This is a genomic window from Dyella sp. 2RAB6 (assembly GCF_052115385.1).
Lineage (GTDB): Bacteria > Pseudomonadota > Gammaproteobacteria > Xanthomonadales > Rhodanobacteraceae > Dyella_D.
The window spans coordinates 1-10,996 of record NZ_JBFRGP010000039.1 but is presented as its reverse complement, the minus strand read 5'-3'; the positions used below and the strand labels follow the sequence as shown (position 1 = coordinate 10,996).

Below are 10,996 nucleotides of genomic sequence, written 5' to 3'. Positions count from 1 at the left end.
TCTACTTAGGGCTGCGCAACATCAGTAAAAAATGGACGCTTCCAATCCATGATTGGAAGGCGGCGCTCAACCGCTTTACCATCCAGTTCGAAGGCCGCATCCCTCAGCTTTAAAGCGATCCCGTTTACACAAAAGTCTGTACAAGCCCGTAGCTCTTGGCGTTTACTGTTCCAGCCACGGGCTCCGGCCTTGCGCCATCGCGCGATGCCACTTTCTTGGCCTGCTTGTTGTCTTGCTTTTTCTTCTTTGCCAATTCCCGCTGGCGTTTTTCGAAAGAGTAGTTTGTCTTTACCAATGGAGCGTTCTCGGTTGTGGTGATGGGGTATCGGCTCCGTAGAGCGATCGTCATACGTCGTGCGTCAAGGACAAGCGGTTGATCCTAAGGTCGATCCTTGAGCTCAGGTGTATGGACATTGCGGCCCAAAGGCCATCTTTTAGCTCGCTCGGGTCCATGCAGACTCGATATCGTCCATGACGACCTGTTGAACCTCACCGGGCGACACGCCGAGAAGTTCATTGATGCCGCCATGACGCATCCCAAAGAAGATTCCATCGCGCCGGTAGGTTGCGCTCCACCTGACGCGATCCGCGTGGATCAGTTCGTACTCGCCTTCGTACGTAAAGCCATTCATGGTTTTACCGGATACGTTGGTCATGGCGACCTCCTTGGCTAGGGGCTTCGAATGCTTTCCGTGATCTCTCGAAGATCAGGACGCATAGGTGCCGAGCGCGGCTTGGCGAGATGGGGGCGACGATGTGTCGTCTATATGCATTCGCCGGATGCATACCAGAAAGCAGAATCGCGGCTTCGAAGAGAAGTTACGAACGGTCTGACATGTCGGGGCGTGACTGTCTGAGCAGAACGCTCCCCAAGTGTGCGCTTGCCTTCGTTACGCCACAGTAACATGTCGTAAGGCCATCGTGCCTGCAGTTACGGGCATTCAAAGCGATCACATTGGAAATCATGCCTGCGCCGTTCCCCGCGTTACCGCCACCTAACAACTATAGGCGCATGCTGCGTTGGGGCATAAAGACATTCCAGTCTTGGCAGGCGCCTCAGTCATGCGGCTCGGTTCCTGATATCCCCCCGGCACTTCCCCGATTCATTTCGGGAGTTGCGGCATGGGCCGCTCAAGATTCGCCCTTTGCACTAACCGGGAGACGACGCCATGTTGAAATCCAGGCAAGAGCTACGAAGCATGCTAAGCCGCATTGAAGCGGGAGTAGTGCAGCTGCATTCCAGCAACCCCAGCGAACCGGATTTCTTCCAGTGGACGGACGGTGCGTTTCACGGCGTGCGAACGCAATGCGCGCACGAAGACGACGATTGGCTATTCAATGTGATCGACCAGATATGTACGCGCCAGAGCGTTCCGTACCCGGCGGTTTTGTAGTGCCCCTCTTTGGCTCGGACAACACGAAGGCCGGGAAGCTATCGTCGATGCGGTGAGAAGCGAAACTTTCATGGAGAGTTTCATTCATAGGCCGTAGCGCGGGCCACAATCCAGGCTTATGAGAGAATCGTCGTGAACGGCGTCGTTCGTCGTGAGATGATCGGAAAGTGGGAGCTGTCTCTTACAGAGATCAAGCATCCCGCTAATGCGAGGCCGACTGCATATCGATTTGGCGCGCGGATGTCACTGGGTGGCGGTCGCTTCACTAAAGAGATCGGCGAGCGTACACGCCGCTTTCTGTCTATGGCGGCCGCATGGACGGCGGGCAGGGAATTCATCGGTGAGGAATGAAGGCCAGCGAATCATGTCGATGATTTCGGCCTCGGGTCACCGAAAAGCGGTCGCGTGACAAATGAGCCGGCGAGGCCGCAACCCGTTTCCACATGCTAAGCATGGATAGCATCATCATTTTCGATTGCGGCCGATATCGCTACTGCCTTACTCGAGAGGTAGCAGCGAGCGGACCGGTCTTCGCGTTCTTTGGGGCCTATCCCTCTGTCGCCAATGTGGACGCTGGTGACGCCGCCATGCGCAAGAAGGTTGGATTTACGCGGCGCTGGGGCGGATCGCGCTGCGTTGTCGGCAGCGTCTTCGCGTTTCGTACTACCAACGTGTCGGCTCTTGGCAAGTGTGCTGATCCGTTTGGGCCGTACAATGTTGTCGAGCTGGACAACATCATTCGCTATGCCGATGTGCTCGTTCCTTGCTGGGGAACCCGATCAAAATTGCCGGAGCGTCTCCGTCCGCGCGTAGCGTGGTTTTCTGGGTTGCTACTGACCAGCGGAAAGCCCGTGAAATGCCTTGGCGTCACCAGAAGTGGTGATCCTTGCCATCCGCTCATGACTGGATATGACACGCCGCTTCTAGACTTTGCTGTTTGAAAAAATCGTCAGGATGACCTTACGTCGACGGCGAATAGGGCCGGTCTCAGCTTTCTTTCTCGACGTTAGCATCTTGATGTGCCGTCATCGCCGTAGCTTGACGTTAAACACCAAACGGTCGTCTAGGCATATAGCTCCTGGTGCAGGGCATGACGCGTACATATTCCGAGCTGAGATGGGCCTGCTGAAGAAGCAGGCGCCGCGTACTCGACGTAACCAACACTCCCTCTTCGACGGCATCTGACACTACCCGCCCAGGAAGTTGCAGGCGACTATCGGTCGCCCTGGATTCTCAGGCCGAACTGCGCGCTTGTCGCGGGAAGCCGGAATGGGAGCGGCTGTGGTGCTTGTCGGATGGAGGGCAGGCCCCATTTGGGCCATCTGACTGCGCTGCGATAAGACCACAGAAAGACTGCACGGATGCGCTCGCCATTAGCGGCCGCCTAGGCAACGACGTCGCTTGCTTGCTCGTCGGGACGGTGACGCCTGTTTCCAACCACGGCGACGAGTTCCTCCATGCCAAACGGCTTTCCCAAGATCGACAAGTCGGACGGCAGCCTTCCAGCTACCTCATCGATGCGTCCAGAGGTGACGACGACCTTCATGCTTGGGTCGATCTGTCTCGCAAGGGCGGCCAACTGAGCCCCGTCGAGTGAGCCAGGCATATTGACGTCAGTAAGCAACAAGTCGAAGCGGCCGTCAGCGGTAAGCAAGGCATGGGCGACATCGGCGTTGATCGCGTTCATGACCTCAAAGCCAAGCTCTTCCAGCATCGCGCAAAGTATGGCTCGAACGTCGTCTTGGTCTTCCACCACCAGTGCCCGCGGCGCAGGAGATTGCTGGTCGCCGGCTTCTCCATTGAACGAATCTTCGCTCATTTCACGTACTCAGTGACGGCACCTTCCACGGTCGCCAAAACTGGGGAAATCCCGGAGATTTTTTGACACTGTACACCGTTGTTTGGCTTTTGGATGCAAGCCATGCAGCCGGGCCTCGCGCCAAATCTCAGCTGACTCGGGCTGGAAAGGTAATGTGGTGGGGCCAACGGTAAGGGGGAGGCAAATATCCGAGGCCGCGATCGCTGAGGCGCACAACGTGAGCCTCCAACATCACGCCAGGTGCAGGCTCTCCCAGCTATCTTGGGCCGGAGAGGCAACGTGGTGGTGGTACCGGCTAAGGGGGGATGTCCAAGGCCGCGATCCTTGAGGCGATAGCACAATGCGCGCCGACCAGTCACGTGCGACCCAAGTTCAAGAAGAGTGAGGCAGCGCGTGAGGAGAGCCTGATTCCGGATTCGGGCGCTGCTCACCCTGGGAACGACATTGGTGTCTTCCCCATGACGGAAAACCCTAGCGATCTGGTGGGTTCGCTCCCAGCGTACGTGGTCGTCCCGACGTCCCCCTCCTTGCCTGAGCACTTTTTGATGCAATGGATGCAACAGCGCCGAGCCGGGCCCCGTTTAGTGAGCCCCGAAACCGGATCGAGCCCCGATCAAATGCGTTCAAAGGCCATGCTGTCCCTAGCGACTTGACTCCGGCGTTCGAGCAGCAGCGGTGAAGCGAGCCCGCAGTCGGGGTGCATCCGATTCAGGCTATGGATTGCGCCGGCCAGGCCCGTCATTAGACCCGGCGTGAAGGCGGCGCGAGTCATGCCGCCGACGACACCGTGATGTTCTTCAATGGCCGAAATCACCTGGGCCATCGGCTCATCCACGTCGGTGGCGGCGACATCGGGATCCAGCGCCGCGGCACGCACGAACAGCTCCCATAGCGATAGATCGCCATGGCAAAGCGTATGGCTTGAACCCCACTGGCCGTGCGAGGCCGCGACGGCGCGGCGCATGGTGCGCAGATGATGCGGATCTTGCGTTCGTGCATACAGGTCGCTGGCCGCCAGGCCGATGCCGACGCTGCCATTGCACCAGGTGTGAAAGGTCTCGGCGGCGCCCAGTTGGCGCATGTCGAGCCAGTTGCCCAGTGCCTCGTCATACAGCGAATCCTGGAACGCGAAGGCGGCGTCGGCGAGCGTGCTCCAACGCTTGCGCTCGTCAGCGTCGCCGGCTCCTGTCAGCGTCAGTCGTGCCAGCGCCCAACCGATGCCGACGGCGCCATGGGCGAAGCCACCCACCGGCTCGGCGAATACAGGAGTGCGCCAGCGCGCGCCGCGCGTGTCGACGATGGCCGCGGTCTCCAAGTGCCGCGCCGCCCGTGAGGCAAGGGCGAGCCAGCGCTCGTCACCGGTGGCTTCGGCCAGATGCAGCAAGGGCACGATAGCGCCGCTGGCTCCATCGATGATGTCGAATTGGAGATCGTTGCCGAAACCTTCGTGCGCGAGAGCTTCAGCACATGTGACGGCATGGGCGATCAACCCGGGACGCTGCAATAGATCGTGCAGCGTCAACCAGGTCCAGATCTGCGAGCCATAGCCGCTGAAGCCGCCGGTCGTCCTGGGCCGGTCAGCTGCCGCCAGTGCCTGGAAGATATTCAGAGCGCCGTCGAGTGCCTCATCGACACCGGGCACCGCATTTGCGCGTCCGCACTCGGTCTCGCATGCATAGCCGGCCAGCGCGACCAGCACACCACCGAGGCCAAAATAGATATCCGCTTGCAGCGGCTGGACCAGCCATCCGCTCTGGCTCGTTTCCGGGGTAATCCAGGTCACCGAACCATCGTTACCGCGCACCGCTAGCCGCAGCAGGCGCTCGACGGCTTCGGCGGCAAGTTTTCGGCGGCGCGCATCGAGGCGATTGGCATGCGGATGGCGAGCGAAGTAGCGACGTCTGCTGTCCACGGGCTCGTCAACGCTGCGATTGAGCTTGGTGGCGACCAGCGCGCTGCGAATGGTCAGCTCCTCCAGGTCAATGCGCATGGCGCGCCAGTCAGCCATGGTCGCGTCGATCCGCGCGCGCGTCAGCGGCGCGGAGAAAACCGGAACATCACCGTAGCGAAGATCGTCGATCTCGGCTGCGATCTCCGATGCCGCCGAAGGCGCGGTCGATACCACGAGGGCATTGCGCGCGAGCAGATCGCGTACTCGCCCGATCGCCCTGTTTTCATCGTGAAGAGATGCCGGATGCCATAGCATGCGACCGATTTCGATGTACGCCCTGGTCGGCCGGCGGATGTCACGCGCGTGGCACTGCTCGAATGCGGCCAGTAACGGTAGCAGTCGCCCCTCGGTGTCGACTTTGCGCAGTTGCGCTGTGGCAGCGAGAAAGCCTTCGCTGATCTGATCCCAATAAAGCGATACGTCGGGATTCGAACCGGGATGATTTTTCGCCGTTTTCACGTCGACGCGAATGACCTTCAGCCGCGCGTCCGTCGTGCCTTCGTCAACGATAACCGGAGCATGCACCTGTGGCTGCTGGTTCGGCAGCGCACCGGCCGCGGAGATGTCGACACCATCGAACCCCAACGCCGGCGCGCGATAGGGCACGATGCCTGTGCGCAAGACCGAGCTGCGAATCAGCGCCTGGGCCACATCGTATGCGTGGCCGTAAGTCGATGGCGTTCCATGGTCGATCGCGGCGAACAGGCTTTCGACGTCGATTACTACCGGCACGGGTCCTGCGGCGATCAAATTCTCCAGATGGATGTCGGTGCCGCCTACCAGCCGTAACACCGCCAGCCAGTGCCCCAGGGCGCGGTAAAAGGCTTTCAGTTCTGCTTCGCTCTCGCAGTGTCGCTGGCCAATGTAGGTCGCCCAGCCGTAGTCGCCGCGGTCGATCACCTCGGGTACGCGGATGCGATCGGCCGCGTCACCGAAGACGCCCCTCAGCAATGCATCAAGCACATGGTCGATGCGCAGCGAGCGTGGCTTGTACATCACCTCGCCCCCTTCCAGGGACAACCGAGCCACGGCTTGACCGCCGGCATGCAGGTCGCCTTGTCCCAGGGCCAGGCCGGTCAACCGTCCGGCAGGTCGGCCGAGCAGGCGCGCTAACGCGTCCCGATCGGCAATGAGCCGAACTACCAGTGCTTCGATGGACGATCGCTGCTGGCTGAGTGCGCGCTGCAGCCGCTGGCGCAGTGGGGGGTAGCGGCGATCCAGGTGCTCGGTAAATGCCGGTTGCAGCGAGCGAGCGATAAATTGAGCAAAGCGGCCGGCCTCGTCGATCGCGGTCAATTCGCCCGCGCGTTTGGCCGCATGCAACTCCAGTAGCAGTACCCGATTGAGCTTGAGTCGCGCGGTATGCAGCAGAGCCTCGTCAGCGGTCGAGCGGATCAAGCTCGCTTCGGCGAGATCCAGTCCAGCTAACTGTTCCGCCAGATTGGCGGCGAACGCTTCGCGCGCAGGAGCGGTGAAATGCTCAATGATGGCGGCGAACGCATCGGGTGGGTGTGTCTCGACCATCGTTTGCCTGGAATCCTTCCATCAGAGGAGGCGGCTCGCAAAACGATCAGTGATCGGCGTGCAGCCAGATTTTGACTGCGCGCCGATGGAGGCTCAGGTCAACAGCAGTCACACCCGCCATACCCGCCACAGGAGACGGTGGTGGCGCTGGTGAACATGTTCATGCTCGCGGAGGATCCGGTCAGCGCCGCCTCGGTCGCCGCTTCGCCTTCAATGTAGAGCGGGCCGGCCGGACTCTCTATGCCGTCAACGCAGTCTGAACCGCTGAGCCAGCCTGAAACGACATCGTCAGTCTGTTGCATAGCATTACTCCTGAGTTATCGAGTTGGATTTTGAATGACAACCCACCCCATTTCCTCGGGTGGAATGCATTCCCGAACTTTGATCTTCAAGACGTACGCGGGAGTCCCCCATCGGGCCGATAGTGCTGCGCTTCGAAGCCCCTTCGAAGAAACGCCGCGCGCTACGTTGCTCGTACTTGTGCTCGCTTGTCAACGTGAATGGCCGGCCTACTTTGCTTTGGTCGGAGGCCCACAGGGCGTGCATCCGAGCGCGCAGAGGCAAGAGTGGCGAAGGGTGCCGCTCGACATGAGGTGTGGTGCACCCCAACTGTGTCCGACGGCGACCGACAACATCAAACGGGTGTGGTGATGCCGTTTGTGCGGCATCAGGGCGTTCTCATAGGATTCACAGGCGTTTCACGCTGGGCTCGGTGTGATTCCAGCCTTCAAGTGGTTCACCACAAGGATTGGGCAAGGGGAAGGACGATGCGGGTTGGGCCACGGGCGAATGCCCTGATTCGACACTTTGCGGTGGGCGCTCTGTACTGCGCCACTCTGTTTCTCATTAGCAAAGTGACCTTTACCCACTGGATCATCGTTACCGGTTTTCACCTGAGTGTGCTGCTTCTGTCGCGATACCGGTATTGGCCGGCGCTCGCGCTCGGTGGCTTGGCTCGCATGGCATACGTGAGCATCGACTGCTATCCGCAGTACGGCGCTTTATGGGCAACGATCAATCTCGCACCCGCCATCGCGTACTACATACCTGTCGTTTGGGCCTTTCGCGAGCGTGGGCTGCTCTTCCCCCGGCAGGGAACGTTTCAGGTGGTTGGCCTGGTGCTATGCGCCTTCGTGGTAGCTACGATCGCCACAGGAATCACGCTGGGCCAGTTGCTCCTAACCCCGCTGCCTCCAAACTATGTTCTTGACTATAGCCAGGTGGTGCCGCGCCTAGTGCTGGGCAATCTGTTAGGTGTGCTGACGGTGGCGCCTACGGCGATGGTTCTCGCCCAGCTAGCGAGCGAAGCGAGAGGGCAATGGCGTTCCTGGTTTCACGAAGTGGCGGACAGCCGCCTTCTGTTCGAGACCGTGTTCGTTGCCATGCCCATCATGCTGTTTGTGGGGTGGGTCGGTTTCCGTGACGCACAAAACCGACCTGTCGCGCAGATGGCGATGTTCCTGCCCGTCGTGTTCTTGGCCCTTCGTCATGGCTGGAAGGGAGCGGCATTTGCCGGCACGCTAGCTAGTGTGGGGATCATGCTGTTGATGCCGGCCGAGGTCGATGCGAACACGCTGCGGGCGGAAACGCTCGTGGCGCTGGCGATCGCCACCATGCTGCTGGTCGGCGAGCACGTGACAGGACTCCATCGGCGTGCCGAGCAAGAACGCGTGGATTCGCGTACAGCCATGGCGCTTGCGCAACGAAACGTAGAGCTAGGCGAGTCACAACTTCGCAGTGCGGCTGTTTCGCTTGAGCGCACACGCGAAGCATTCGACGTGATGTTGGGGCATCTGTTGACGAGGTTTAGCCACTACCTTCCCGTGGCGGAGGATCGCCGCTATCGGCGGCTTGCTGAGGCAGCGAAGGGTGAACTCTTTCTACTAAGCGACGCTATGCATCCGCTGATGTATCGGGATCGAGGACTGCCGGGGATGCTGTCGCAGGGAGCCCTGGCGAGACACCTTGAAGCTGCGGGAGTGGCCTTCTGGTGTGATGTGCGAGGGCCAGTCAGCGTTTTCCCGTTGGTAATGCATCTTGCGGCTTACCGACTCATCTGCGATACCGTCAGCGATGCCTGTGCCGCGCGGAACGTCAGTGAGGTGCGTATCAAAGTGCGCTGCGGCACGCGCCGGCCGCAACGTATGATGGTGCTGGTACAGACCATCGGCGATCCCCATCGCTTGGCGCACATAGGGTGGGATCGGCTTCTGCCGTCGCTGCGGTTGCTGTCCAGCGGCTTGGGGCGACGCGCGATCGAAGACCGTGCAGCGACGTATCAAGGCTCCCTGCGTGAACGTCCGTTGCCCCAGGGGCGACGGCTGCTCATTTCCCTGCAGCATCCTGGCCAACCCCACCCGTGAGTGGGGTTGGCTCATCCACTCACTGCAGCTTGATGTTGCAGGTGACGGGGTCGCCACAGGCGTCGGCCGCGCGGAGCTGCATGGCGCCGTTGGAGAGTGGCGTCGCCGTAATGGCCGTGGTGCCGTCGTTGTAGATCGCTTTGGGTGCGGCGGCAGGTTGCGTGGTGGCCGGAAGGGCGGTCGGTTGCGATGGCGTATCGACCAGATTCGCGAACCGCCCGATGGGGAGGGTAAGGAAGGTGCCGCCGACACTACCGACGCTGCCGAGCACGTTCCCGTTGAGGTCATTGACCTGAATGTACCGGACCCCGCCGAAGTCGAAGGCGTAGACGTGGAAGTTGGGGTTCGTGCTCACGTCGGGCGCATTGGGCCACGCCTGGCCAAGCCCCGTGTTGGGTGATGCGGCCATGGCCGTACCGCAAAGGCCAATGGCGAGACCGACTCCGAGAACTGCACGTGACCGCAGGTGCATATAACGCGCCCCTTTTTTGCGTTGATGAAATTAGCCGTTCTATCGAAACGGAAATCTAGCACTCGGGTGTGAAAGTGGCATGAGCAGCCATCTCCGGGCACAGGGGGCGTTCCTCCCGCGCGCGGCTCGTGGAGCAGGCCCGCACGGCCCGCAGACAGCTGTCTATCGCGGATACAGGTCTGGTCAGCTATTGACCAGACGGGGGGGCTTGGCCCCGGCGCGCGCGGTCGTCCCCCCTCCTCGCCTGCGTACTTCTTCCCTCATTTTTGATGCAGTGGATGCAATAGCGCCGAGCCTCGTCAGGCCTAGTGTGGAGGGCGATTTCTATGAGGTGGCGCGTGATGCAGATTGATGCGCGGCTGAAGTGAGCCCCTAGGCCTGGACCAGGTCGTGAAGAGCAAGTGATACGGTTTGCTGGGCCTTCTCGGAGGAAAAGGTCCTATGGTCTACAAAGCCCCCTTTAGGCGGTTCAGCCGGCAATTCAAGCAGTCCCTTTGTGCTGCTATCCGTGCGGGGACTATCGGCCGCCGGGAAGCCCAACGAGCTCACCGGCTGTCGGGCAATCTCATTCATCAGTGGCTCGACCAGTTCGATCGGGGACAATTCGATCCCACGGAGAAGCCTGCGGCACGTGTTGCCGAAGAGTACGAGCTGCGCATTGCCGAGCTGGAACGGAAGGTCGGCCAGTTGACCATGGAAGCGGATCTGCTCAAAAAAACGCAAAAGCGCGATCACTCGAGCAGCGACGACGACTTCTTCGTCGTCAGCGGCCCGCGGCCTGTTCCATTCGAAGGGCTTGCCAAGTGATCGGCCTTGCCCGCAGTACGTTCTACTATCGCTCAACCGCCAAAGCCGTGGGGCTGGACGACGCCCGGTTGGTGGCACTCATCCATGACATCCATGATGAATTCCCTGGCTATGGCTATCGGCGTGTTCAACGTGCATTGGCGGCGATGGGGCACGTGGTCAACCACAAACGATTGAAGCGCGTCATGCCGAAACATGGCTGGGCTGCCAAACGGCGTCCCCGATCCCAAAAGATCGCCGACAGCGCTGATGGCCTGGCCGCCTTTCCCAATCTGTATCGAAATTGCATTCCGACCACACCGGATACCGTGTGGGTCGCAGACATTACTTATATCCACATCGCCTCGGGCTTCGCCTATCTCGCCGCTGTCCTCGATGCGTGCAGTCGCAAGGTCGTCGGCTACGCCATTTCCCGGCGAATCGATACGCAATTGTCACTGGCAGCTCTCGACGCCGCCGTGGCTTGTCGGCAACCGCCACCGGGCACATGTATCCACCACAGCGACCGTGGCAGCCAGCCCAGGTTCAACTGGTCGTCGCAACACCGTTTTGATTTACCGAGAGCAGCAACTCATTGAATGCCTCGGCGGGCGTCCTCCAATGGAGAGTCTTTCTTGGTCGCGTATTTAAAGCAAGAGCTACAGCCTGCAGTTCGGCCGGCCTATG

The 10,996-nt window shown here is 60.5% G+C and carries 10 protein-coding genes; 5 read left to right on the top strand and 5 right to left on the bottom strand.

The features are described 5' to 3' along the window. Positions 1–434 precede the first annotated feature (434 nt). Positions 435–656, bottom strand: a complete 222-nt coding sequence (locus tag AB4083_RS22630) for a TonB-dependent receptor (RefSeq protein WP_441610759.1) — start codon at positions 654–656, stop codon at positions 435–437. Positions 657–1,526: 870 nt separating this feature from the next. Between AB4083_RS22630 and AB4083_RS22625 the strand changes: the two genes are divergently transcribed. Together AB4083_RS22625 and AB4083_RS22620 are read left to right on the top strand one after the other, a co-directional pair. Then, a complete protein-coding gene (locus AB4083_RS22625; RefSeq protein ID WP_441610758.1) occupies positions 1,527–1,745 on the top strand; it encodes a hypothetical protein in 219 nt (72 codons plus the stop codon). Between the two features lie 101 nt (positions 1,746–1,846). Next, positions 1,847–2,335, top strand: coding sequence for a DUF1643 domain-containing protein (locus tag AB4083_RS22620; RefSeq protein ID WP_441610757.1), 489 nt, complete (start codon positions 1,847–1,849; stop codon positions 2,333–2,335). Between the two features lie 443 nt (positions 2,336–2,778). On the opposite strand, the gene AB4083_RS22615 is transcribed toward AB4083_RS22620, so the two are convergent. The 3 genes from AB4083_RS22615 to AB4083_RS22605 all read right to left on the bottom strand — a co-directional run bounded on the left by AB4083_RS22615 (position 2,779) and on the right by AB4083_RS22605 (position 6,990). Further along, the gene (locus AB4083_RS22615; RefSeq protein ID WP_441610756.1) at positions 2,779–3,213 is read right to left on the bottom strand and encodes a response regulator; all 435 of its coding nucleotides are present in this window, start codon (positions 3,211–3,213) and stop codon (positions 2,779–2,781) included. Positions 3,214–3,826: 613 nt separating this feature from the next. Continuing rightward, on the bottom strand, positions 3,827–6,688 hold the full coding sequence (locus AB4083_RS22610; protein WP_441610755.1) for a type 2 lanthipeptide synthetase LanM family protein: 2,862 nt from the start codon (positions 6,686–6,688) through the stop codon (positions 3,827–3,829). A gap of 98 nt (positions 6,689–6,786) precedes the next feature. After that, positions 6,787–6,990 (bottom strand): DUF6229 family protein, encoded by a 204-nt coding sequence (locus tag AB4083_RS22605; protein WP_441610754.1) that lies wholly within the window; start codon positions 6,988–6,990, stop codon positions 6,787–6,789. A 198-nt stretch (positions 6,991–7,188) separates the two neighbouring features. Here AB4083_RS22605 and AB4083_RS22600 point away from each other — a divergent pair, with 198 nt between their 5' ends. After that, complete coding sequence (locus AB4083_RS22600) at positions 7,189–9,051, top strand: MASE1 domain-containing protein (protein WP_441610753.1); 1,863 nt, start codon at positions 7,189–7,191, stop codon at positions 9,049–9,051. 19 nt (positions 9,052–9,070) lie between these two features. On the opposite strand, the gene AB4083_RS22595 is transcribed toward AB4083_RS22600, so the two are convergent. After that, entirely contained in the window at positions 9,071–9,460 is a 390-nt protein-coding gene (locus AB4083_RS22595) for a hypothetical protein (RefSeq protein ID WP_441610752.1), read from the bottom strand. 504 nt (positions 9,461–9,964) lie between these two features. Here AB4083_RS22595 and AB4083_RS22590 point away from each other — a divergent pair. Beyond that, positions 9,965–10,330, top strand: coding sequence for a transposase (locus AB4083_RS22590; protein ID WP_441610761.1), 366 nt, complete (start codon positions 9,965–9,967; stop codon positions 10,328–10,330). Further along, on the top strand, positions 10,309–10,908 hold the full coding sequence (locus AB4083_RS22585) for an IS3 family transposase (RefSeq protein ID WP_441610760.1): 600 nt from the start codon (positions 10,309–10,311) through the stop codon (positions 10,906–10,908). Before AB4083_RS22590 ends, AB4083_RS22585 begins: the two co-directional genes overlap by 22 nt. Positions 10,909–10,996: the final 88 nt, after the last annotated feature.